The following is a 26,092-nucleotide window of genomic DNA, read 5'->3' as shown; positions in this document are numbered from 1 at the left end:
TGTCTATTTACCCTTTCAGATATTCGATAGACTAAAAACATTGTAAACTTCATAGCAACACAAGAGAGGAAAACACAATGAGATCCCCCGATATTAGAATGCTACGACTGCCAGCCGTAATTCAAAGAATCGGTGTTGCCCGTTCAACACTATATGACTGGATAAACCCAAAATCACCACGCTATGATCCGACGTTTCCAAAGCAAAAACGCTTAGGTCGCCAATCCGTTGGCTGGATTGAATCCGAAGTGAATGATTGGTTACTGAATAGACAATCGTATTAAGCACGAAACGACTATAACAAATAGTTGAGTGCGATTAGAAACTCCATTTTATTTTTTGTGAACACATTAAAAAATAAAACACTCGATGATGAATGCATCAAATGATGACAATTCACTTAGGATGATTTTTATTAAATTTAACACCAGAAAGGAATAATCATTATGTCAAAAAAAATCACCATTACATTAAAAGATGAATCAAGCTTAAATACTATTGATAATTTTTGTCGTAAACAAAATATCTCTCGTTCCTCATTTATTTCTAGTGTGCTTGCAAGCACATCTCCTTTACTTTCTGAAATAGACGAATATCAAAAATTAACGAATGAGTTAATCAGTAATTTTTTTACACCCAAAAAAACGCCACGGACTTCATTTGGAACTGCCCCTGTATTTTGTTTAGCAGAATATCTCACTGATATATGGCATACACACATAACAGAAAAAGGCGTTTTACTTGATGCGCATGTGTACCCACACACCTATAAAAGTCCCAAAGTAGGATTGAGAGAAAAGAAATCACTTGAAGAAACCTTAAATGGCTATATAGACCAACCTCGGATTAAAAAGGCGATACTTATTTATACTGATAGACATGTTCATTATAAAACGCATCAAGCAGGAGGATTATCAAATACAATATTAATTAAAGAAACCGAATACAAAAATTACATGTTCGACTTCAATACGATTATTTATTTACCGATGAATGATATCGTTATACATGGTTTAGAAGCCGCAATGGAAAAAAATCAAATCGTATTAAATAATTGCTATGCGGCTTTCATCCCTATTTACCATACTAATCATCAATGCATATTGATTGGTGTTATAGATAAAACTCATATCAATCACTCAATTACAAAAAGCCCAAATACGATAATCATAAACCCATTATAAGGTATCATCAATTCGTTTTTTGAAACCAAAGGGATTACCATGAGCCATTATGCTTACTTTCGAACAGTGAAAAATAGCCAGTATAGCCTACAGGGACTGGAACAAAGTGCCAGAGATATCCTTCAAGAAAATGAGGATATAATAAGTCAGGTTATTATAGAAGAACAGTTAATTACGGAGATTACCAAACTACCCCAAAATCTAATGAAGTATATTAATAATATATTTAAACCTAATGATACGTTATTAATCCACAGCTTGACCAATTTGGGAAACAATACACAACAGATTGTCAACATCGTACAGCGTTGCCAGTCTATTGGTATGGCTATTGCTCTAATCGATGAACCACATGAAAATATTTTGATGAATAAAATTCTTCTCGGAGATCTATTTTATCAAATTAACAATATTGAGGATAATTATGAAAAACTCAAATTAGAAAGGAGGCACCTAATCGCATTAAACCGTCATAAGCAATTAGGTCGACCTGAAGGCAGTGTATATAGCGAGGCTATTTATCGGATGCGACAAAAAGGATTTAAGCAACGAGAGGTAGCTAAACAATTTAACATTAGCCTTTCAACAGTAAAGCGTTATTGGACAAAACGGTTATTTGAAAAAACACCTAACTCCAGAGTGGTTATTTATTAACCAGCCCTGATATAAAGGGGACTGAGCGATATTATTGATGTTGGATAGGTAATAATACCTCTAATCTATTACTAATCTATTACTAATCTATTACTAATCTAGTACCGATCTATTTAATCTAATATATAGATCTATTAATTAACTGACATATATCTACTAGCCATATAATCCTATTAGTGAATAGAACTATAAATACATATTCATCATTAGGTATGTAATCGAATTAACCATTAACGCAAACTGGGTATAGGTAACCCTAATTACCTATACCCTACCTCTTAAATTAATCGCTGAGCCATTACCCATGGCTCTAAGGTAACCTTATGTCTAATGATAACGATTCCATGTATAACCCTGATTACATAAGAATCATAGAAAACACCTTAACCCGTTCCTTAACTGACTACACACGTATTATGGCATTACGCGTAGACTTACGGTTCCCTGTCATAGATAACCACGGTGATATGCCAACCTGCTTTATTAACCTAGATAAGGTAATGTCTCGTTTCATTGATTCATTAAATGCTAAGCTTAAGCACTACACGTATAATAAAGCGAAGAACGGACAACGTATTTATCCTAACCGTTTACGTTATGTGTGGGTGAAAGAACAATCCAGTTCTGACTTACCTCACTACCACTGCGTATTAATCTTCAATAAAGACGCTCATTATCACCTAGGAGACTATAACCTTGATGAACCGAGTCTAAGGACGATGATCACGTCTGCGTGGTACAGTGCGTTACAGCTCCAATTAGACCCTATCACAGATCCGACAGGTGCATTGGTCCACTATCCTGATAACGGTAAGTATTGCTTAAATCAGAATTCAATGACGTTTGAAGCGGATCGAGCGGTATTAATGGAACGGTTACATTACTTAGCCAAAGAGCACACTAAAATCTATCGTGCTAGTTCCCGGAGCATAGGTTATAGCCTTTCATAATTGTTACAAGGGTGATAACCGTACGGTAGTTCACTACTCAGAAAACTATCGATACTATTTAAACAAAGAAGCATCATCCTTTACCGATGATTATAACGTGGTGACAGGACAGTTAAATTACCTAGCCAAAGAATACTCTAAACACTATAGTTCCAATTATCGTACGATAGGTCATAGCCAATATTAATAATATTTATGGTGGCCTTAGGACCACCTATACAGGTAATATTCACACTGGCAGTACTGCGTAATCTATCGTTATAACAAACTAATATCACACTCAACGAACGTTACTATCCAATGCCGAAGAAAACAATTGGACTCACTTCTTTCTAATCCACTTCAATTCGAATATTTTGAGTAAAAATCATTACAATGATAGTATAAGCAACATTGATACATCACACTAAACAGTAAAAAAACAATGAAAATCAATTCATTAATAATAAAATCCACTTGCAATAAAAATCACATGCAAAGAACAATAGCGACAACTAGCTAATCATTGTAGCCCGTTTAATAAGTGAATATTAAATACGTATCAGCGACATAATGTGAGAAATCGGACTAGACCATGTTTTTGTACACAAACACGCTATGAATACTTAAAAAAGCTAGATAAGCCATGTGAATTATTTAGTTACGAGCTGAATCAATCATTGTAATGTTATAAGCTACAAATCTGTCATCTAAAGGTTAAGGGACCCAAATGGCCATTAAGAAAAACGAACTATACTCCTCACTATGGGCCAGTTGCGACGAATTACGCGGTGGGATGGATGCCAGCCAGTACAAAGACTATGTACTGACCATGCTGTTTATGAAGTATGTCTCTGATAAGTATAAAGGCGACCCATACGGTATGATTGTTGTGCCCCAAGGTGCCAGTTTTGATGATATGGTTGCGCTTAAAGGCGATAAAGAAATCGGCGATAAAATAAACAAAATTATCAGTGCGTTAGCCGAAGAAAACGACCTCAAAAGTGTCATCGATGTCGCCGATTTTAACGACGAAGATAAGCTAGGCAAAGGCAAAGAGATGATTGACCGCCTTTCCAAGCTGATAGGCATATTTGAAGGGCTTGACCTCTCTTCGAACCGCGCCGATGGTGACGATTTATTGGGTGATGCTTATGAGTACCTTATGCGTCACTTTGCGACTGAGTCTGGTAAATCCAAAGGCCAGTTTTATACCCCATCCGAAGTTTCACGCATTCTCTCGAAAGTGATTGGTATTGATAGTAATACCCCTCAGGACGCTACCGTTTATGACCCAACTTGCGGTTCAGGTTCCTTATTATTAAAAGCGAGTGATGAAGCACCGCGTGGCTTGAGTATTTTTGGCCAAGAAATGGACAACGCCACCAGCGCCTTGGCCCGTATGAACATGATCCTACACAACAATGCCACCGCAAAAATTTGGAAAGGCAACACAATTTCAGATCCGCAGTGGAAAGAAGCCAACGGACAACTGAAAACTTTCGATTTTGCTGTCGCTAACCCCCCTTTCTCCAATAAAAACTGGACTAACGGCATTAATCCTCAAGAGGATGAATTTGATCGCTTTAGCTGGGGAATTCCCCCCGAAAAAAATGGTGACTACACCTTCTTGTTGCATATTATCAAAAGCTTAAAGAGTACAGGTAAAGGCGCAGTCATTCTCCCCCACGGTGTATTATTCCGGGGCAACGCCGAGGCGCGTATTCGTGAAAACCTGATTAAACAAGGTTATATCAAAGGAATTATCGGTTTACCTGCCAACCTGTTCTACGGCACGGGTATTCCTGCCTGTATTATCGTGATCGATAAAGAACACGCACAGGCGAGGAAAAGTATTTTTATGGTCGATGCCAGCAAAGGCTTTATCAAAGATGGCAATAAAAACCGTTTGCGTAGTCAGGATATTTATAAAATTGTTGAGGTATTTACCAAGCAATTGGGGCAACCTCGCTTTAGCCGGATGGTGCCATTAAGCGAAATAGTGGCTAATGACTACAACCTGAATATTCCACGTTATATTGATTCCAGTGAACCAGAAGACTTGCACGACCTCAGAGCCCATCTACAAGGTGGTATTCCTAATCGTGATATCGATGCCTTAGAACACTACTGGCAGATATTCCCGAGTATTCGCGCGACCTTATTCAAACCAGCACGTGAAGGTTATAGTGAAGCTTTGGTTAAAGCCTCTGAAGTGAAAAACACCATTCTAAACCACGATGAATTCAAACAGTTTGCAACAAATAGCTTGCAGCATTATCACGTTTGGGCTCGCGCTGCTGCGTTAGCCGAGATTGCCGTAGGTGATCAACCTAAAGCGTTAATCGCTGAAATTGGTGAAAGCTTGTTGCAAAGCTATTCACAAACACCGTTACTGAGCAAATACGATATCTACCAGATCCTGATGGATTACTGGAGTGATACGATGCAAGACGATGTGTACGTACTGGTACAAGATGGTTGGTCAGCGGGTAAGGTATTGCGTGAGTTAGAAGTCAAAAAAGGTGAAAAACTGAGAGAAACACCTGACTTAGTGATTGGTAAAACAAAGTATAAAGCTGAGTTGCTCCCCCCTGCTCTTATCATGGCACGCTATTTTGCCGATGAACAAACCAAAGTCGATACGTTACAAAGCGAACTCGACAGCGCCAGCCAAGAGCTAGAGACCTATCTTGAGGAAAATAGCGGTGACGACGGCCTACTTAATGATGCATTGAATGATAAAGACAAAGTCACCAAAGCAACAGTCACGGCACGTTTGAAAGTTGCTATTGACCCTGATGAAAAATCAGCATTAAAACAAGCCAAAAAACTGTTTGATAATGAAGCCGATGCTAAAAAAGTGCTGAAAGAAGCCCAAGATGCCCTCGATTTAGCTGTGTTTAAACAATACCCGAAACTGAGTATCGACGAAATCAAAAACTTGATTGTGGATGATAAATGGCTAGCGACGTTGCAAAGCAATATCGAAGCAGAAATTGAGCGTGTGACTCAGCAATTAGCTAATCGAGTTAAAGAGTTAGAAGAACGTTACAGCGAGCCATTACCGGATATTAGTAAATCGGTAGAAGACCTGAGTGAGAAAGTCGCAGGTCATTTAAAAGCGATGGGTTTGGAGTGGGTGCTATGAGCAATGGAGTATCTGAAACAGGTTTAAATCTTATTCCGGCTGGCTATAAGCAGACAGAAGTTGGGGTGATCCCTGAGGATTGGGAAGTTAAACAATTAAAAGATATTTTTACCTTAAAAAACGGGTTCTCGTTTAAAAGCGAATTTTTCTCAAATAAAGGCCCAATAGTCTTAACCCCAGGAAACTTTAAATTAGAAGGTGGATTATATTTCGAAACACGAAATACAAAGCGATATGTAGCAAACTACCCTAAAGGCTATGAGTTTAAAAAAGGGGACTTAGTTGTAGTAATGACAGACCTTACTCCTGATTGTAACCTTCTAGGTAAACCAGCCTTTATCGAGCTAGAAGAACAAGTTCTTCACAACCAGCGAATAGGAAAAATTACTCAACTTGCAAAAAACTGGGAAAGTAGATTCCTATATTACACACTGTTGTCTTCCGTATATCTTTCCAAAATTAAGAATGCAGCTACGGGTTCAACTGTAAGGCATACTTCTCCGGGAACAATTGCATCTTCATGGGTTCCTGAGCCGCAAAAAAAAGAACAAACAGCCATCGCCACTGCACTATCTGATGTCGATTTGCTGGTTAGTGAATTAGAAAAACTGATCGCAAAAAAACGGGATATCAAAACTGCTACCATGCAACAACTCCTCACAGGCCGTACTCGTCTACCTCAATTCGCACTACGTGAAGATGGTTCGAAAAAAGGCACTAAACAAAGTGAGTTGGGTGAGATTCCTGAAGATTGGAAAGTTAAAATGGTCTTTGAACTGGCTGACTGTCAAAAAAGTTTATTTGATGATGGTGACTGGATTGAAGCTGAGCATATTACGAACAAAGGTATTAGGCTAATACAAACAGGTAATATCGGTGTTGGTCGATATGTTGATAAAGACACAAAAAAATACATCTTCAAAGAGTCATTTGAAAAACTAAAGTGTAAGGAACTACACGAAGGTGATTTGCTAATTTGTCGTTTGGCAGAGCCTGCTGGACGAGCTTGTATTTTTCCCTATATAGGTGAGGACAAAGTGATAACTTCAGTAGATGTCACTATATTCAGACCATCGCATGAAGTAACAAGTAGAGAATTCTATAATCAATATTTTTCATCATCAGATTGGTTTAAATCTGTTCTCGAGCAGGTTGGTGGTACGACACATAAAAGGATTTCTCGAGGTGCACTTGGACGGATTAGCGTGCGCTATCCCAATATAGAAGAACAAACTGCCATCGCCACCATGCTCTCCGATATGGATAAAGAAATTCAAGCGTTGGAACAACGCCTTAATAAAACTCTCCAAATTAAACAGGGCATGATGCAAGAGTTACTGACAGGGAAGACCAGACTTATGCAAGGAGAAAATGGTTGATGAGGTGTATTAGGGATAATAATAAAACCACCGTATCGACTACCACATCAGAGGATGTCTCGGTACAGATACTCGATTTTGATAAACTAACCACCGAGTGTGCTCCGTTAATGTTGGATACCTACCAACGCCCCTATGTCTGGGATGAAGATAAAGTCACTCAATTATTGCAAGATTTCACCGATTTTATCGACAATGATTCACTAGAGAGTCATCGTCAATACTATTTAGGTACAATACTGCTACACGAAAAAAATGACCCTACACAAAAACAATACTGCGTAATTGATGGTCAGCAACGTTTGACCACACTGGCAATCTTGTACTGGCTGCTTCATGACAGAGTGCCTAAAGGGATTCAGTTTACGTTTCGATCTGTTCGTTCATTAGCGAGAACGCTATTTAGGGCGAGGTATGTCATTGAAACTCGAAGATGTATATGTAAATACACAGTGGCAAAAAATACAGATCGAACAGCATCAAAATAAGATGATTACAGCCTTTCAAAAGTATTTAGACGATGTGGAAGAATCATCAATTAAGTATTGTTTAGAAAATCGAATACAATTCGAGATAGTCCCCCCTATAGATATGACGTCACAACAGTTGTAACGGTTATTAAAATAGTTCTGTTTATTATCCGGTTAAGCAGAATAGGTCGAGTTTAGGCACAACACTGAAATTTAAAATGTCGTCCATGATATTTCGGTCTTGCCAAATTCACAAGGTTAACAAGCATCAGATTAATAAGAGGCTAAAATGAGCAACGTAGGTCAGCGCGAACGTATCACCCAAAATCGTATCGTTCAGTTTTTTCAAACTGACTTAGGTTATCGCTATTTAGGTGATTGGCAAGATCGTGCAAATAATAAGAATATTGAAGTTGAGATCCTTGTTGATTGGTTAACAAAGCGTGGTGTAAGTGAAGCGTTGATCAATCGCACAATTCGCCAGCTAGATACAGCCGCCGCGCTGGGTGAAGGGAAAAAACTCTATTACGCTAATAAAGAGGTTTATCGCTTACTACGTTACGGTGTGAAAGATAAAGAAGGTGCAGGACACCAAAATGAAACCGTTTGGTTGATTGATTGGAATAACCCCGAAGCTAATGACTTTGCGATAGCAGAAGAAGTCTCGATTAAAGGTGAAAATAAGAAACGTCCAGATATTGTGCTGTACGTAAATGGTATTGCATTGGGTCTGATAGAGCTTAAACGCTCGTCTGTCTCTGTTTCTGAAGGTATTCGCCAAAATCTGGATAACCAAAAGAAAGATTTTATTCGTAATTTCTTCACCACGATGCAATTGGTGATGGCGGGCAATGAAACTCAGGGACTACGTTACGGCACAATTGAAACACCCGAAAAATTTTATCTTGAGTGGAAGGAACCGCTTGAAAATAATTATGACTATAAACTCGATTTTCACCTAAGCCGTGTATGTAATAAGGCGCGCTTTTTACAAATTATCCATGACTTTATTGTCTTTGATGCGGGAACAAAGAAAACCTGTCGCCACAACCAGTTTTTCGGTGTTGAGGCCGCCAAGCGTCATATCGCAAAGCGTGAGGGAGGCATAATCTGGCATACTCAAGGTTCAGGTAAAAGCTTAACGATGGTGTGGTTAGCTAAATGGATACGGGAAAATGTCACTGATGCTCGAGTGCTGATTGTGACTGACCGAACTGAACTTGACGAACAGATTGAAAAAGTGTTTACGGGGGTTGACGAAGAAATTTATCGTACCAAAAGTGGTACAGATCTCGTGTCCACGTTAAATCAACCTAACCCTTGGTTGATCTGCTCATTAGTGCATAAATTTGGGCGGCAGTCTGATCCTGAAAGTGATGCTGCGACTGATGAATTTATTGAAGAACTGAAAAAATCACTGCCATCGAGTTTCAGTGCTAAAGGGGCACTGTTTGTCTTTGTCGATGAGTGCCATCGTACTCAATCTGGTAAGTTGCACAACGCAATGAAGACCATTTTACCCGAAGCTATGTTTATCGGTTTCACCGGTACTCCTCTGATGAAAAAAGACAAAAAAAAATCAGTTGAGGTATTTGGTCCTTATATTCATACCTATAAATTCGATGAGGCTGTAGCCGATGGCGTAGTATTGGATTTACGCTATGAAGCAAGAGATATAGACCAACACATTACCTCCCAAAAGAAAGTTGATGAGTGGTTCGAGGCAAAAACGCGCGGATTATCTCGAATAGCTAAAACGCAGCTCAAACTAAAATGGGGCACCATGCAAAAGGTGCTATCCAGTAAATCACGCTTGCAACAGATTGTGAATGATATCTTGCTGGATATGGATACTAGACCACGTCTAATGGATGGCCATGGTAATGCAATGTTAGTCTGCTCCAGCGTTTATCAGGCCTGTAAAGCCTATGAGATGTTTAGCCAGACCGATTTAGCGGGTAAGGTTGCCATCGTCACCAGTTTCCAACCAACACCTACAAGCATTAAAGGTGAGGAGACTGGTGAAGGCTTAACGGAAAAACTCTTTAAATACGATATTTACCGAAAAATGTTAGCAGACTACTTCGAACTACCTGAAGACAAAGCAGCTAATAAAGTTGAGGATTTTGAAAAGGAAGTTAAAAAGCGTTTCGTTGATGAACCGGGGCAAATGCGCCTGCTGATTGTGGTCGATAAATTGTTAACTGGCTTTGATGCGCCTTCTGCCACTTACTTGTATATTGATAAGCAAATGGCAGATCACAGCCTGTTTCAGGCAATTTGCCGAGTTAACCGTCTAGATGGTGATGATAAAGAATACGGTTATATCATCGACTATAAAGATTTGTTCCGTTCATTAGATAAAGCTATTTCTGATTATACTCAAGGCGCATTTGAGGGCTATGACAAGGAAGATGTGGTTGGTTTACTAAAAGATCGATTAGAGCAAGCGAGACTCGATTTGGATAGTGCGCTGGAAATGGTTCGAGCATTATGTGAACCGATAAAAGCACCACGAAATACAGAGGATTATATCCATTATTTTTGTGGCGAATCAGGCTTAAATCAAGATGAGTTAACCGAGAAAGAGGCACTACGTTTAACCTTATATCAGAGCGTTGCCAAGTTACTGCGGGCATTCGCAAATATCGCCAACGAAATGCCTGATGCAGGGTATTCTGCTCATGATGTTGACTCAATTAGATCTGAAGTTTGCCACTATGAAAAAGTTCGCGATGAAGTGAAGCTTGCAAGTGGTGATCTCGTCGAAATGAAGCGCTTTGAGCCTGCGATGCGTCATCTGCTAGATATGTATATTCGTGCCGATGATAGTGAAGTACTTATGGACTTTGAAGAGCTCGGCTTGATTGAATTAATTGTCGAAAAAGGGGTCAGTGCTGTCGATGCCCTGCCCGAGGATCTGCGTAAAAATCCGGGGGCCATGGCTGAAGCCATTGAGAATAACGTTCGAAAAATCATTGTTGATGAAAACCCGGTTAACCCTAAATACTATGAACAGATGTCAGTGCTACTGAATGAACTGATCGAACTTCGTAGACAAAAAGCCATTGAATATCAGGATTACCTCGAGAAAATTCGCGAGCTTGCTGCTAAAGTGGTGCATCCTGAGCGAACAGCATCTAACTACCCGGCATCAATTGATACTAATCCCAAACGTGCTTTTTATGATAACTTTGACAAAGATGAATTGCTTGCCACCAAAATTGATAGTGCAATTCGTTATACAAAGAAAGCGGACTGGGTTGGAGATCGTTTTAAAGAACGAGAAATTGCCAATGCTATTCGAGAAGAAACAGCTGGTTATGAATTGGATATTCAGGCTGTAATGGAACTCGCTAAAGAGCAAAAAGAGTATCAATGATGACGATGATTGAAATTGGTTCAATTGCAATACAGTTGAACCGTAAGACAATCAAAAACTTACATATCAGCGTGTTACCGCCAGATGGTCGTGTACGTGTGTCTGCGCCTGTATCTATGACAGAAACAGCTATTCGAATGGCAGTGATCCGTCGTATCCCTTGGATTAAACAACAGCAGAATAATTTTATAAAACAACCCCGCCAATCAGAACGAGAAATGGTTAGTGGTGAATGCCATTACTTGTGGGGCCGGCGCTATCGTCTCAATGTTGTGACACATGTAGGAAAGCATGAAACCAAATTAGGCCGTGGGCGATTACATTTGTATGTAAGCCATACTGCAACTGCTGAGCAAAAGGCTTTAGTTCTCACTGAATACTACCGTGAAGCACTTAAAAAGCGAATAGCTGACTTGTTACCTATTTGGGAAAGCAAAATAGGTGTCACTGTCGACGCTTGGGGCGTGAGAAAAATGAAAACCAAATGGGGTAGCTGTAATACGCAAGCAAAACGTATTTGGTTGAACTTAGAACTCGCCAAAAAACCACCAGAATGTTTAGAATACATCCTAGTTCATGAGTTAGTTCACCTACTTGAACGTAAACATAATCAACGATTTAAAGCCTATATGGATAAGCTACTTCCTGATTGGCAAGAGCGTAAAAATTTGCTTAATAAAGCACCGTTGGCCTACAGTCATTGGTTGTACTAATGTTAATTTGACGTTCTACTCAATATGACAATAAATCTCAGATATATTATCTCTTTGAATAGCTATCATTTTCTTTTATTTCAAGGAATAATATGCCTCAGCACTCTCATTTTAAACTGCTCCTGTCAGCATTACCTCATTCATTCCAAACCTCTTTTTTCAATCAACTCAACCACCTAATTAACTACTCCCCTACCATCGGCCTGATGGGCAAGACAGGAGCTGGAAAATCCCGTCTTATTAACGCACTATTCCAATCGTCACTGTCGCCTGTAAGTGCTGTTTTAGACTACACACGTCGGGCTCAGCGTTTCACCATGGCAATGGGCAGCCATGCAATGACGTTTATTGATTTACCGTAAGTAACGACTTACTAACAGTTTGAATTAATCTAAACCTCAAAATAACCACAAACTATCTTGTGGCTATGATTCGCTCAAAAAGTAACTTATACTAGATCCACTGTTCACTTCCTCACCTTAGTTTCTTATATGAAACTAAACTACGCCATAAGCTCGACGCCCCCACAACCTGGAATGAATATTTTACATATTGTCAACATTCAATTGGCTATTAATCATCCATATAGTAGAGCGAGGGGTCGTAATGGTAATGCGAATGAATTAGCTAACCACTTACCGTAATTCCTTGTTGCATAATCTCATGATAAGGACTGTAAAAGGACCATTATTTTAACTTTGGTTATTGATAAGATAGGCTCAAACCTATTTATGATGTACAGATGACGGTACCATCATTTCCATATCGGAATAAAGCCAGATAAAAATGACGAGTAATGTGCTTATATCATAATGAAACAGAGACTATGACAAAATTATGAGGATTATTACTGACAATACGGTCATACTCAGCCTCATCCCGCCAATTTAAATACCGATAAAATAAATAAAACGATTTAAATAACCAAAAATACTAACCATATGCTTATATTCATAATTAAATTTTATTTACCAAAAAATGCGATTTCACCTTATTGTTCTTCTTGTCAATTTATGTAAATGTTAACAGTAAATTTAACTTAAGATAACATTCTCAATGAAAGTAAGTTGTCCTCTTAATTTCGTACGCAACGGATTTATGGATATATTAGCAAGGATGCCCTGAATCGACATTTCATCACTGGCACCGCCTTAATTCATTGAGTTAGATAACTACATGTATTGATTAATGAATTAGGCAAAAATATGCAGGCAAAAGCATTACCCACCGCGCATCGTCAAAGTGGCGGGCAACACCGGTTCTTAAAATGGACTCTGTTCAGCGTATGTTTTATATCAGCACCATTATTGGCTGACCCCGTCAACCAAGCACTCTCTATTGATGCTCGCGAGCAACAACGTCAACAAGAACGTGAGCGCATGTTACAGCAGCAGAACAACCCTGTTGTGGATACGCGTATTCAACAGCCTGATTTGTCACTGCCTGATTACCCACAAAATGAACAACCCTGCTTTACCATTTCCACTATTCGCCTTGACGGTGAGTCCGCTGCAGATTTTCAATGGGCGTTAAAGGCCGTTAACGATGCCAAAGGCCAATGCTTGGGTAGCCAAGGGATTTTGTTAGTCCTCAATAAAGTCCAAAATGCCATTTTAGAAAAAGGGTATGTGACAACCCGTGTGATGGCACAAGAGCAAGATTTGAATCAAGGCGAATTAGTGCTCACGCTTCAGCCGGGGCGAATTAACGCCATCCGTTTTGATGAAGGAACCTCATGGCGTGGACGCTTGTGGAATGCCATTCCTGCTTCCTCAGGCGATATTCTGAATCTACGTGATATTGAGCAAGGGCTGGAAAACTTTAAACGTGTACCCAATGTCACCGCCGATATACGTATCGAACCCGGCCCGGTTGATGGCACCAGTGACTTAGTGGTCAGTTGGCAAGAAAAACGCCCCGTACGATTAAGCTTGGGTTTGGATGATAGCGGGTCAAAAAGTACCGGGCGCTATTTAGGCTCTGCAACGCTAGCCATTGATGCCCCGTTTGCCCAAAACGACATGTTTTACGCCAATATCAGCAAAGATTTGTTTGATAAAGGCCCTTTTGGTAACCGCTCTTACACCCTGAACTATTTTATCCCTGTTGGCAATTGGGGCTTTGCCGCCAATTATAATGAATATAACTATCACCAAAATATTCCTAATGCCAACGAAGTGCTGCGTTATAGCGGCAAGAGCGATACCGCACAATTTACCGTGTCACGGCTCTTGTTTCGCGACCAAACCCATAAAACCACGCTTAACTTGCGTACCTACCGAAAAACCGCCAGTAACTCAGTCAATGACATTGATATTGAGCAACAACGCCGCCGCACCGCGGGATGGGAAGTTGGTGTTAATCAGCGCAGTTTCTTAGGCAATGCCACTCTCGATGCCAATGTCAACTGGCGTCGCGGCACAGGCGCCTACGGTGCTCGCCGAGCTCCTGAAGAAGATACCCACAGCGGCAGTGCCCGCGTGGGGATTTTTCTTGGGGACATCAGTTTCAATCAGCCCTTCACGTTGGGCGAACAGCCTTGGCGCTGGAATACCGCTTTACGTGGTCAATGGACTCAGCACGCCCTAACACCTCAAGAGCGCATGTCTATTGGTGGACGTTATACCGTCCGTGGTTTTGATGGCGAACAAGTGCTGTCGGGTGAAAAAGGTCTGTTATGGCGCAACGAACTGGCATGGAATGCTTTCTCTCAAGGGCAAGAACTGTATTTAGCCGCTGACTACGGGCGTGTTGAAGGCCAAAGTACCAAATACCTTGTAGGGCACCAGCTAGCGGGAACCGCATTAGGGCTGCGCGGCTCAATTTCATCACGTTTAAGCTACGACCTGTTTGTCGGCGTGCCGTTATATAAGCCGAAAAAATTTGAAACCTCTGGGGCAAGTGCAGGCTTTAGCCTCAATCTTGAAATTTAATCGCATTTTATTGATTTGATAGTCGGTAGACATTTTCAGTTTTACCCGTGTCTGTACTGTTTTTAAAGGAATATCATCATGAACAAGCATTGTTATCGTTTAATTTTCAGCCGCACTCACGGGGAATTACGTGTTGTATCCGAGCTCGCTAAAAGCTGTAGTACCGAATCAGGCCAAACGCGCTGCTCAAACGGTGGTCGCCTGTGGGTCACTCTGCGTCGCACCTCGCTGCTGCTGTGGTTAGCCTTGTGGGGTGGCTCAGCCATGGCGAGCAGCATTATTGCCGATAACAATGCCCCTAAAAACCAGCGTCCTGATGTGATCAACACGCAAAATGGCATTCCGCAAGTCAACATTGCGGCACCAAATGGTTCGGGTATTTCCCATAACCAATATAAACAATTTGATGTCGATAACCGTGGCGCCATTCTCAATAATTCGGCGGTGATGACTTCAACACAAACCGCTGGGATGATCCAAGGCAACCCGAATCTTGACCCAAACAAAGCCCCTGCGCGCGTTATCCTAAATGAAGTCAACAGCAATAACCCGAGCCAAATTAAAGGCTTCCTCGAAGTGGCGGGTGGCAAGGCGCAAGTAATTGTCGCTAACCCTTCGGGGATCATCTGTAATGGCTGCGGTACCATCAACGCTGGACGCATGACACTCACTACAGGTAAACCGCAATTTAATCAAGACGGTAGCCTTGCGGGGTATCAAGTCGAGCGCGGGGTTATTCGTGTTGAAGGCGGTGGCTTGAATGCCGATAACCGCCACGATACCCAATATGTGGATTTGCTCGCCCGTGCCGTTGAAATTAACTCCGGGGTGTGGGCAAAAGAAAAAATTGCCGTCGTTGCAGGTAAAAATAAGGTCGATACTAACAATAAAGCCACTCCGATAGAGAGCCAAACTGCACAACCTGAGTTTGCTATCGACATGGGCCAAATGGGCGGCATGTACAGCGGTTATATCCACATGGTGGGCACCGAAAAAGGCGTCGGTGTTCGCAACCAAGGCGGGCACATCCAAGCGGATAAAACCTTAACCGTCAGCAGCAACGGTAAGCTGATTTGGGGCAGCGCATCGCAGCAAGCCACCACCCAAGCGGGCAGTGATATCACCTTGACCGCCAAAGACGCCATCGACCACCAAGGTAAGTTGCACAGCGGCGGCACTTTAAATGTGGAAAGCCAAACAGGCTCAGTGAGCAATACCGGCACACTGGCTGCGCTGAAAGATGTCAATATCAATGCCAAAGGCGATATTCGCAGCCAAGGCAACGTGCTTGCAGGTAGTGATAACAAAAGCAATATTATTAAAGATGCCAATATCACCTTAAACAGCGACGGTAAAATTGATACCCGAGGCACCCTATTAAGTCAACAAAATGTCACAGTAACAGGCCAGTCACTGGATTTAAGCCAGACGCAAGTTGCTGCCTCCACCTTGTCACTGGCGGCTAAACAAGGGGATATCACCCTCACTCAAGGCAAGGTTGACGCCAACAACGTCAAACTCCACAGTGCGCGTGATATTCATGCGCAGCAAGTGCAAGTCAAAGCCGCGCAATGGAACGTCAGCGCTAACAATTTATTTAACCAGAAAGGCACATGGGTACAAACAGGGCAAAATGAGAGCCAATTCGCCCTCACAGGACAACTGAATAACCAAGGCGGTGCGATTGAAGCCAATCGCCTCAAGCTCAATGCCGACTCATTGAACAACCAAGCTGGCCGGCTGGTTGCGTTAAGCAAGAGCCAACAAGATTGGCAGGTGAAAAATAGCGTTAATAATCAGCAAGGTGAAATCGGGGCGAATGGTGATTTAAGCCTAACAGCGAATACGATTGATAACCAATCGGGTACGATTAAAAGCCAAACTACACTGGCCTTGAATGCCAAAGAGCAGATTGATAATCGCGCAGGTAACCTTGTCGCAGGGAATGCTGTCAACCTGCAAGCAGGCAAATCGCTGAATAACCAATCCGGGACGATTAACAGCCAGCAAGTCACTGTCACCACGGACAATCTCAATAATGCGTTGGGTAAACTGATTAGCCAGACGACCCTCGATATTGTCGCTCGCCAACAGATGAATAACGCCAACGGGTTTATTGGCTCAGGTGACAAACTCACTATCGCCACTCAAAACTTGGTTAACAACCAACAAGGTACGGTGCAAAGCGATACTCAACTGACCATTGATGCACAGCACGTTGATAACCAAACAGGGAAAATACTGTCTGGTGAGCAACTTGCTCTTAATGCAACGACTGACCTTGATAACCAAAGCGGAACGCTTTACAGCAAAAACATTGCCCTGAATGCAAACAAGATTAACAACCAGCAAGGGCAAGTCGTTGGTGAAAATAGTGTTGATATCACAGCAAAAAATGCGTTCGACAACACCAAAGGTAAAGTGATTGCCAATGAGACATTAACCGCGTCTATTGGGCAGCAACTCGCCAACCAAGCAGGTTTACTGCAAAGTGGCAATCAAGCGCTCATCTCTGCCCTTTCATTGGATAACCGTGACGGCCAAGTGCTATCCGGTAAAGCCCTTGATATCACAACCACCGCGCAAATTGATAATGCCAAAGGCGAAATCAGCAGCCAGAACGTCAACATCAATACCGCCCAACTGGATAACCAAACGGGGAAAGTGATTGCGACCCAAAATCTCGACCTCACCAGTCAAGGCGATGTGAATAATCAGTCTGGGTTATTGGAAGCAGGCAATCAATTAACCCTCAATACCCAAGGGGATATCAACAACCAAAAAGGCACGCTGCAAGCAGGAAAACAGACGGACCTCAACGCAGAGAATATTGATAACACCCAAGGCCAGTTGTTATCGGGCAACCAACTCATCGTAAACACGCAAAATGACCTCAATAATAATCAAGGAAAAGTCAGCGCGGGTAAAACATTGCAGTGGCAAGGTAATCATTTCAATAATACCGCGGGCTTGCTACAAAGTGGTGGCACATTAGCGTTAACCGGTAACCAACTGAGTAATCAGCAAAAAGGCCAAATCCTCAGCCAAAATGCGCTATCCTTCACCCTCAGTGGCGATTTTAATAACCAAAGCGGTATTCTGACCAGCCAAGGTGATACGGCGATTAGCGCTAACCTTGTCAACAATGCCCAAGGCGCAATCAATGCCCTTGGTCGTTTAAATGTTCAGGTTGCACAGTTGATTGACAACCGTGATGGGCGCATTTTCAGCCAGCAAGCGCAAACGCTCAACGCACACAATATTCTCAACCAACAGGGTTGGATGGGTAGCTTAGATTCATGGCAGGCCAAGACTCAGTCACTGAATAACCAAAACGGTGAAATTCAAAGCCAGAAAAATGTCGAACTCACGGCAAACACACTGGAAAACCAGCAAGGCACATTGCAAGCGGGTGGCTTTGCATCACTGTTGGTTGCCAAAGAAATTAATAACACCCAAGGCAAAATCAGTGCCAGTCAAAACCTCACTACCACAGGGCAATCTGTCAGAAACCTGCAGGGACAATTACTTTCCGGTGGCACATTACAGCTCAGCGCATCGAGTGTCGACAACTCGCAAGGCGGTTTACTGTATAGCCAAAAACAACTGTTGTTATCCATTGAAAAAGCACTCAATAACGCTCACGGCAAATTGCAAAGTGGTGAAAATCTCACGTTAACCAGTAAAACGTTAGACAATACGTCGGGCAAAATAGAAAGCCAGCAAACCCTGAATATCACAAGCACAGAGCGAATTGATAACACCTCAGGGTCAATCCTCAGCAATCAAAACCAGTTGCTAGAAACTAAAACCTTTAAAAACCAGCAAGGGACAGTGAGTAGCCTCGGCGAGCTTGCGCTGAATGCAACAGCGCTAGATAACACCCAAGGCACTCTCATTAGCCAACACGCGGGCACTTATAACATCGCGCAATTGAATAACACGCAAGGGAAAATTCACAGCGGTGATACCTTGACGTTAACGGCTGCCGATATCCAAAACCAACAAGGGCAACTGGTTTCCACCAAAGCGCTGAAACTGATTGCGCTGACCTTGGATAATCGACATAACGGTATTTTAAGCAGCCAAGGCCGTCTCAGCCTGTTACTCAATGCCTTAGATAACCGTGAAAATGGGCTGGTTCACGGCAGTAAAGAAACCACGTTGACCGTTAAAAATATCGAAAACACGAAAGGCCGACTGCAAAGCAACGAAAGCTTGACGTTTTCGGGGGTGAATACCCTCAATAACCAATCCGGTCAGGTGTTAGCCAATGGCGATATTGCACTGAATACGGATGCAGCGTCCACCTCAGCTCAGCTTGCCCTCTCAAACCAACAAGGTACCCTGCAAAGTGGTTCGGCGCTCGCCATCAACACCCAGTCTATTAACAATCAGGGCGGGACAATCAAAAGCCAAAAAGCGCTTTCGCTGACCGCGGCGCAGGATTACACGCACCGCGCAGGCGATACCCTCACCAGTAACCAATCGGTCACCCTAAATATTGCAGGCGCTTTGACTAACCTCACTGACTGGTTATTACCCAGTGACTTTACCTTGTCGAGCCTAAACTTCACCAATCAAGGCTCATTGGTCAGTAAAAACCTCGCTATCACAACGGGTAAACTGAATAACCTGAATCGGTTAGAAGCCGATAAGATGACGCTCGACGTCGACGCCTTAAATAATAGCGCCACCTTAATGGGTGATGAGATCCGCGTGAAAGCCAAAACGCTGGATAATCAGGGGAAAAAAGCCGCCATTGCGGCAGCAAAACACATTGACCTACAAACAGAAAAAACACTCACCAACCGCGACCAAGCTCTGATTTACAGTGGCGATACCCTTGCACTCACCAGTGCTGACTTAATTGAAAATAACGCCAGTTTTATTGAAGCCGAAGGCGCCGTTTCCATTACGGCGCGTCAGCTCAATAACTTACGCGAAGGGTTAGAAATCCAACGTGATGCAGAAAGCGAAAGTTATAACAAACATCTGTATAACTTCTACTGGCGTTCATTTGAAACTCAGGCCCATAAAGACCCCAGTGCGATGGCACCGACCACGCAACAGTTGACCTTTCAAAACGACCAGGCCGCGTTGGATAACAAGTATGGCACCATCTTAGACATTGATGCCAAAAATAAACGCGCACAAATGAAGGTGAAACAGCAGGATGGTCAAGTCACCACCCTGTGGGTCAATTATTTGGCGCTCACCCCCAATAGCGATGGCAGTTATGCCATGACCTTCTATGAGTCGCGTGGCGTACCGGGACGTATCAAAATTCCACCAACGCCTTACCATGGTGCGGTATGGCGTGTGCACAACCAATATCGCTATGAAGTGTGGGATCCGAATCAACATATTGATGTGGCAACCGCAACCGGTATTGATGATTTTAGTTGGATACGCGAACGTTCGGTCACAGGCTCTGTCACCCGTGACAAATTGATCTCCGAAGGCATTGGCGCGCGCATTTTGTCGGGCGGCAATATGACGCTCAATATCACGGATTTACTCAAAAATGATGCCAGCACCATCACCTCAACGGGCGATTTGGATATCAAAGGCAAAGGACGCATTGAAAATACTGGCTATTCCGTAAACGAGCGCCGTAAAGAATTTTATTCCGATCATTATGATGTCAGTAAAAGCCACTGGTATCCACAGTCCAGTAGTGACAAAACTACGGCACTCACCACCATCGATGGCATTATTTCCGGTAATGGTAATGTCTCGATAACCAGTGCTAATATCACCAATACCACCATCAATGCCGCGCAAATCACGGCGTTAGAAGCGGCGATGAATGCGGCTAAAGCGGAACGTGCCGAATGGGAACGTAATCCACTGGCGTTTGATATTGACAGCGTGAATAAACAAGACCTCAATACCACTGTCACTGAACAGGGAAAATCTGAACTCAATCAAACAGAGGGCACTTCGCCAATCGACCGCCCCCTACTTCCTGCTGAACTGGCGTTAACCGAAAAACAACACATTGGTGATGTGGCAACCTCTATCCCAGATAATGGCTTATTCCGTCCAAACTTAACCCCGGACAGCCCATTCTTGGTGGTCACCGACCCGCGCTTTACTGACAGAAACAAATTTATCAGCAGCGACTACCTGCTTGAGCGTGTTGGCTACTCCCCTGCCGATGTGCATAAGCGTTTAGGGGATGGCTTCTATGAACAACGTCTCGTCCGCGAACAAGTATTAAAACTCACCGGTCGCCCTTCCCTGCGTGAAGAAGATGCCATGGCGCAGTACCAATACCTGATGAATAATGGCATTAAGGTCGCGGAAGAATTCAACTTACGTCCCGGTGTTGCCTTGACGCCAGCACAAATCGCCGCCCTGCAACAAGACATTGTGTGGCTAGTCAGTGAAACCCTCGATACACCACAAGGCCCACAAACGGTGTGGGTTCCGAAAGTCTATTTAGCTAACACGACACTTAGCCTGACACAACAAGGGGCGATGATCAGCGGTAAGACACTGAACTTATCCGCTGACAGCATTGATAATGCAGGAAACCTGTTGGCTGAAAAAGGCCTTGAGGTCGATGCGAAACAATTTATGCACCGTGATGGGGATATCAAAGCGGATACCATCAATATTCAAGCTGATAGCCTCACGTTAAGCACCAACTTACAAGATGCTCTACGCCAAGCAACGATGAGTGCCACCGATATCACCTTAAGTGGCCATGACGTGCAATTGCAAGGCGCTAAACTGGATGCAACGGGGGATATCAAGCTTAATGCGCGCGATAACTTGTCCATTACGGCAGTGAAAAGTACCCATACAGGCAGTATTGATGTGATTGCGGGAGCGATGGGTGAACGCGGTAATGAAGGTCTAGATGCGACTGGTGGCCTTGCCCATATCAGCGGCGAATGGCAGCTCGCACAAAGTAGCGAACTCAGCGCTGGTGGAAATCTCAGCCTCAATGCCGGAAAGGACATCACCGTCAAAGGCAGCCAAGCGCAAGCTGGCGGCACACTGGATGTCAATGCGGGTGGTGATATCAATATCCTATCGGACAAAACCACCAATAAAAGCCAACTCGATGCACAAGGCAACGGTTCTTCCGTCAGCAATGCCCGTGAAGAAGACAGCTTAGTGCTCAGTACGCTCAGTGGTGACAAAGGCGTTTCATTGAACGCGGGCAATAACTTGGTGGCAGAAGGCGCCCAAGTCGATAGCCAAGCAGGTAAAATCAGCGTCTCAGCGAAAGATGTCACCATCACAGCAGCAACCCAAGACACTCACGCGCTAGACCAAGAACAAACTCGTAACGGCAGCAGCAAAGGCTCCCGAGTCGATGAGAGCTCATCCCATGAGGTGGTCGGCAGCACATTCAGCGGGCAAAACGGCGTCGATATCACCGCGCGTGATAAAGACATCACCGTGACGGGCAGCACTATTCACAGTGAAAAAGGGGAAATTACCCTTGATGCTAAACAAAATGTGACGCTCAATACCGCCACCGAAGAAAACAAAAAAACCGTCGAAGAGCAGCGTAGCAGTAAAGGTTTCTTAAGTGCCAGCAGTGAGCACACCCTCCAACACGATGAGACCATCCGTGAAAAAGGCAGCTTGCTCAGTGGCGAAAAAGTCACCATTACCGCAGGGAACGACCTGACCGTCAAAGGTTCCTCGGTGGTCGCAGAAAACGATGTCAGCTTAACCGCTGGCAACAATGTGGATATCACCGCTGCCACTGAAACCGACTCTCACTATCTTCTCGAAGAGAAGAAAAAAAGCGGCCTCATGAGCAGTGGCGGCATTGGCTTTAGTGTCGGCAAACAATCTTCTCGCCATGAAGTGGATGAAAAAGGCACCACCCAAAGCCAAAGTGTCAGCACCATTGGCAGCACACAAGGTAATGTCAATATCACCGCAGGCAACAAACTGCATGTGGGCGGCGCTGACCTGATTGCTCAAAAAGACTTAAACCTCACGGGTGACAGCGTCCAAATTGACCCAGGCTATGATGAGCGTACCCGCACTGAAACGTTTGAAACCAAGCAAAGTGGGTTTGGTATTTCGCTCTCTGGCAGTGCAGGCAGCGCCCTCAATACTGCCGTCAGCACTGCACAGCAAGCTCGCAAAGAAAGTGACGGTCGTTTAAGTGCCCTGCAAAACACCAAAGCGGTATTATCGGGTGTACAAGCCCAGCAAGCGGTTGAATTGGATAAACTGAATACTGAAGCCGGAAAAAATGCCACCAATACTGTCGGCATCAACGTGTCTTATGGTAGCCAATCCTCAAAAAGCGAAACGCATACCGACAGCCGCCAATCCCAAGACAGTACCTTAAATGCAGGGCTGAACCTGTCGATTACCGCAACCGGTAAAAACAAAGATACCAACCCAGACAGCGGTAATATCACAGTCGTCGGCAGTGAACTCAAAGCCGGCAAAGACTTATCACTGTCTGCCACACAGGATATCAACCTAGTCTCGGCCCAAAATACCGAGCAGACAAACAGCAAAAACAGCAGCAAAGGCAGCAGTGTCGGGGTTGGTGTAGGCGTGGGTGCAGGCGGCTACGGGGTCAATGTCTCAGCCTCCGTCAACCAAGGCAAAGGCCATGAAAAAGGCAATGGCCTCACGCACACCGAAACCACACTGGATGCAGGCAATAAACTCACCTTAAACAGTGGGCAAGATACCACCCTCAAAGGAGCACAAGTCAGTGGTGAACAAGTCACGGTCAATGTCGGTCGTGACCTCACCTTGCAAAGTCAGCAAGACAGCGACCGGTATGACGCCAAACAGCAAGAGAGCAGTGTCGGGGGCGGTTACACGATTGGTTCAGGTACACCTTCTATCAATATCAGTGCCAGCCAAGACAAACTGCACAGCAACTACGACAGTGTGAAAGAGCAAACCGGTATCTTTGCAGGCAAAGGCGGCTTTGATGTCAACGTCAAAGAGCACACTCAGCTTGATGGCGCGGTGATTGCATCAACGGCGGACAAAGACAAAAATCGCCTCGATACGGGCACATTAGGCTGGAAAGATATCGACAACAAAGCCGACTTTACCGCCGAGCACACGGGCGGTTCGATTGGTACGGGTGGCCCGATTGGCAGCCAGCTGGTGACCAATGCCGCGGGCGGGTTACTCTCTAACGCCAATAACAGCGGACACGCCGAAGGCACCACCAAATCTGCCGTCAGTGAAGGCACTGTCATTGTGCGCAATGACGACAAACAAAAACAGGATGTTAACGAACTCAATCGTGATACGGAACATGCCAATGACGGCAGCATCAACCCGATATTCGATAAAGAGAAAGAACAAAACCGCTTAAAACAATCCCAGTTGATTGGTGAAATCGGTAATCAGACCATGGATATCATCCGCACCGAAGGGGATATTGCTGGCCTGAAAGCCCAGAAAGACCCCGATGCGCTTGCCATCGCCAAAAAACAACTGGAAGCGGCAGGGAAAACCCCCACCGAGCAGGCCATCAAAGACCAAGCCTACAACAACGCCATGGCACAATACGGCACAGGCAGCGACTTCCAAAAAGCCGCCCAAGCGGTTACTGGATTGCTACAAGGGCTGGCGGGTGATAATTTAGCGGGTGCATTGGCAAATGCCTCGTCGCCGTACTTAGCAACGTTGATAAAACAGCAGGTTGGCGAAGATAATAAAGCCGCGAATGCCATGGCGCACGCAGTATTGGGTGCTGTAGTCGCTGAGCTGAATAATCAATCCGCTGCTGCAGGTGGGTTGGGTGCTGGTGGCGGTGAGCTATCGGCTCATGTTATCTTGAGTACCCTCTTCCCGGGCAAAGAAATTTGGGAACTGAGTGAAAGTGAGAAACAGCAAGTCAGTGCGTTGAGCCAATTGGCTTCAGGCCTTGCTGGTGGTCTTACTACCGGCGATGTGGCCGGTGCGATTACTGGCTCGCAAGCAGCTAAGAATGCGGTTGAGAATAACTATCTGAGCTCTCAAAATGTAGTTGATATGATGAGAGAACTTAAAGAAGCGGATAGAACAGGCGCGGATAAAAAAGGGATTTATGCTAAATACGGCAAAATCAGTGAGGACAACAGAGATAAAACCATTGCTGAAATTAAAGATGGTGGTTCATCTGTTGCTATCGGTGCATGGTCTGATTTAAATGGCGGTATTGATGTTGCTGACGCCTTGAAATGGATTGGCCTTGTTGATGATTTGAGTAGTGAAGATCGTGCTCAACTTGTTAATTTTGTGAAAGCAGAAAATGCACAAAGTGCTCAAGCAATTTATGACTCACTATCAGTTACGGCTAAAGGTGTATTAATAGCTAAAGAAGCAGGGGAAAACATTGGAATTGGCGGGGCTGTGCCGGGTGCTGGAATTTCTGTTGTCGGGATAAAGGGAAGTGGTAATAAAGGGAACTCTAAGCAGCCAGCAGATGAACAAAAAAATAGTTCAAATAAAGGTAATAACAATTCGCTACCAAATACAGATAATGCTAATAATTCTTCTGCTTTAACAGGAATAACTCAGAAGCAATTAGACAAAAAATTTAAGCATGCGATTGATTTTGGTATAACAACAACAAAGAAAAATCCAGAAACCCTTCGTCAATATGAAAATGCAATTAACAATCACATGGCTGATAAGGTTACGGCACCTAAGGGAACTTATGGGTTTGTAAAAGATTCTAAAGTTTATTTCAATTCAAACACAAATAATGCCGTTGTACTGGATAGTTCCGGTAATTTTGTCACTGGTTTCAAGCTTACACCAGGAACCCCACAGTACGATAATTATATGAAAAATGGAGTATTACGATGAGTTATATGTTGTTGGAGTTTACTAAATCATATGTAGAAGGCAGAGTAAAACCTGAAACTTTTAGCGAAGCTTATATTGAGCTTTATCGACTAGAAAGAGATCATAATTTGTTGTTAAAAGATAATGCTAAATTAAGTGAGTGCCTTTCCAGTATTTTTTGTATCGCGGATCTTTACAACCCAGAGTCGGACAAAGAAGAGTATGAATTAAATGATGAAAATCTCCTAATTCAAGTAAATGCAGAATTAGATAAATTGAATGGGTAAATTTAGTTTTTATAGCGATTATAATGGAGCTCATAGCTTCACACAGCGATTTCTTCAGACGCTCTACTCCCTCTCAGCCAACTGGATAATCAATTGTCCGGCTTGGCTAGTGAGAGCTATGTTGCTACCCACTGCCCCTTCAACTAATTACCATTGAATATCAGTTGAAAGTTGGGGGTTGGGTTTACCGCAGTTGTCGAGGGTAGGCTATCATTCAGT

13 protein-coding genes and 1 pseudogene are annotated in these 26,092 nt (G+C 43.5%); all 14 read left to right on the top strand.

The window, feature by feature from the left end; translation table 11 throughout:
- Positions 1–77: 77 nt before the first annotated feature.
- The 14 genes and pseudogenes from PR725_RS12440 to PR725_RS12375 all read left to right on the top strand — a co-directional run bounded on the left by PR725_RS12440 (position 78) and on the right by PR725_RS12375 (position 25,873).
- Positions 78–284 carry a helix-turn-helix transcriptional regulator gene (locus PR725_RS12440; protein WP_272569234.1) on the top strand — a complete coding sequence of 69 codons (207 nt, stop codon included), beginning with the start codon at positions 78–80 and terminating at the stop codon, positions 282–284.
- A 162-nt stretch (positions 285–446) separates the two neighbouring features.
- A complete protein-coding gene (locus tag PR725_RS12435) occupies positions 447–1,184 on the top strand; it encodes a hypothetical protein (RefSeq protein WP_272569232.1) in 738 nt (245 codons plus the stop codon).
- Between the two features lie 39 nt (positions 1,185–1,223).
- Positions 1,224–1,838 carry a helix-turn-helix domain-containing protein gene (locus PR725_RS12430; protein WP_272569229.1) on the top strand — a complete coding sequence of 205 codons (615 nt, stop codon included), beginning with the start codon at positions 1,224–1,226 and terminating at the stop codon, positions 1,836–1,838.
- Positions 1,839–2,161: 323 nt separating this feature from the next.
- Positions 2,162–2,788, top strand: coding sequence for an inovirus Gp2 family protein (locus tag PR725_RS12425; RefSeq protein WP_272569227.1), 627 nt, complete (start codon positions 2,162–2,164; stop codon positions 2,786–2,788).
- Positions 2,775–2,975 (top strand): YagK/YfjJ domain-containing protein, encoded by a 201-nt coding sequence (locus PR725_RS12420; RefSeq protein WP_272569357.1) that lies wholly within the window; start codon positions 2,775–2,777, stop codon positions 2,973–2,975. The genes PR725_RS12425 and PR725_RS12420 overlap by 14 nt, the downstream gene beginning before the upstream one ends.
- Before the next feature lie 522 nt (positions 2,976–3,497).
- On the top strand, positions 3,498–5,918 hold the full coding sequence (locus tag PR725_RS12415) for a type I restriction-modification system subunit M (protein ID WP_272569225.1): 2,421 nt from the start codon (positions 3,498–3,500) through the stop codon (positions 5,916–5,918).
- Entirely contained in the window at positions 5,915–7,297 is a 1,383-nt protein-coding gene (locus PR725_RS12410) for a restriction endonuclease subunit S (RefSeq protein ID WP_272569222.1), read from the top strand. Before PR725_RS12415 ends, PR725_RS12410 begins: the two co-directional genes overlap by 4 nt.
- Positions 7,297–7,785 carry a DUF262 domain-containing protein gene (locus PR725_RS12405; protein WP_272569220.1) on the top strand — a complete coding sequence of 163 codons (489 nt, stop codon included), beginning with the start codon at positions 7,297–7,299 and terminating at the stop codon, positions 7,783–7,785. The genes PR725_RS12410 and PR725_RS12405 overlap by 1 nt, the downstream gene beginning before the upstream one ends.
- Positions 7,786–8,056: 271 nt before the next feature.
- Positions 8,057–11,149, top strand: a complete 3,093-nt coding sequence (locus PR725_RS12400) for a type I restriction endonuclease subunit R (RefSeq protein WP_272569219.1) — start codon at positions 8,057–8,059, stop codon at positions 11,147–11,149.
- On the top strand, positions 11,149–11,862 hold the full coding sequence (locus tag PR725_RS12395) for a M48 family metallopeptidase (protein ID WP_272569355.1): 714 nt from the start codon (positions 11,149–11,151) through the stop codon (positions 11,860–11,862). The genes PR725_RS12400 and PR725_RS12395 overlap by 1 nt, the downstream gene beginning before the upstream one ends.
- Before the next feature lie 92 nt (positions 11,863–11,954).
- A pseudogene (locus PR725_RS12390) lies at positions 11,955–12,221 on the top strand (GTPase); the annotation flags it as partial.
- An 846-nt stretch (positions 12,222–13,067) separates the two neighbouring features.
- Entirely contained in the window at positions 13,068–14,795 is a 1,728-nt protein-coding gene (locus PR725_RS12385) for a ShlB/FhaC/HecB family hemolysin secretion/activation protein (protein WP_272569217.1), read from the top strand.
- Between the two features lie 78 nt (positions 14,796–14,873).
- Entirely contained in the window at positions 14,874–25,607 is a 10,734-nt protein-coding gene (locus PR725_RS12380; protein ID WP_272569215.1) for a hemagglutinin repeat-containing protein, read from the top strand.
- Entirely contained in the window at positions 25,604–25,873 is a 270-nt protein-coding gene (locus PR725_RS12375; protein WP_272569214.1) for a colicin immunity domain-containing protein, read from the top strand. The genes PR725_RS12380 and PR725_RS12375 overlap by 4 nt, the downstream gene beginning before the upstream one ends.
- Positions 25,874–26,092 lie beyond the last annotated feature (219 nt).

Source organism: Providencia sp. PROV255 (assembly GCF_028478065.1).
Lineage (GTDB): Bacteria > Pseudomonadota > Gammaproteobacteria > Enterobacterales > Enterobacteriaceae > Providencia > Providencia rettgeri.
This window is presented reverse-complemented; position numbering and strand designations above follow the sequence as displayed.

Bases quoted from the DNA above. Each gene is read 5' to 3' on its own strand.
- PR725_RS12440 (WP_272569234.1), top strand. From the start codon at position 78: ATGAGATCCCCCGATATTAGAATGCTACGACTGCCAGCCGTAATTCAA.
- PR725_RS12435 (WP_272569232.1), top strand. From the start codon at position 447: ATGTCAAAAAAAATCACCATTACATTAAAAGATGAATCAAGCTTAAAT.
- PR725_RS12430 (WP_272569229.1), top strand. From the start codon at position 1,224: ATGAGCCATTATGCTTACTTTCGAACAGTGAAAAATAGCCAGTATAGC.
- PR725_RS12425 (WP_272569227.1), top strand. From the start codon at position 2,162: ATGTCTAATGATAACGATTCCATGTATAACCCTGATTACATAAGAATC.
- PR725_RS12415 (WP_272569225.1), top strand. From the start codon at position 3,498: ATGGCCATTAAGAAAAACGAACTATACTCCTCACTATGGGCCAGTTGC.
- PR725_RS12410 (WP_272569222.1), top strand. From the start codon at position 5,915: ATGAGCAATGGAGTATCTGAAACAGGTTTAAATCTTATTCCGGCTGGC.
- PR725_RS12405 (WP_272569220.1), top strand. From the start codon at position 7,297: ATGAGGTGTATTAGGGATAATAATAAAACCACCGTATCGACTACCACA.
- PR725_RS12400 (WP_272569219.1), top strand. From the start codon at position 8,057: ATGAGCAACGTAGGTCAGCGCGAACGTATCACCCAAAATCGTATCGTT.
- PR725_RS12395 (WP_272569355.1), top strand. From the start codon at position 11,149: ATGACGATGATTGAAATTGGTTCAATTGCAATACAGTTGAACCGTAAG.
- PR725_RS12385 (WP_272569217.1), top strand. From the start codon at position 13,068: ATGCAGGCAAAAGCATTACCCACCGCGCATCGTCAAAGTGGCGGGCAA.
- PR725_RS12380 (WP_272569215.1), top strand. From the start codon at position 14,874: ATGAACAAGCATTGTTATCGTTTAATTTTCAGCCGCACTCACGGGGAA.
- PR725_RS12375 (WP_272569214.1), top strand. From the start codon at position 25,604: ATGAGTTATATGTTGTTGGAGTTTACTAAATCATATGTAGAAGGCAGA.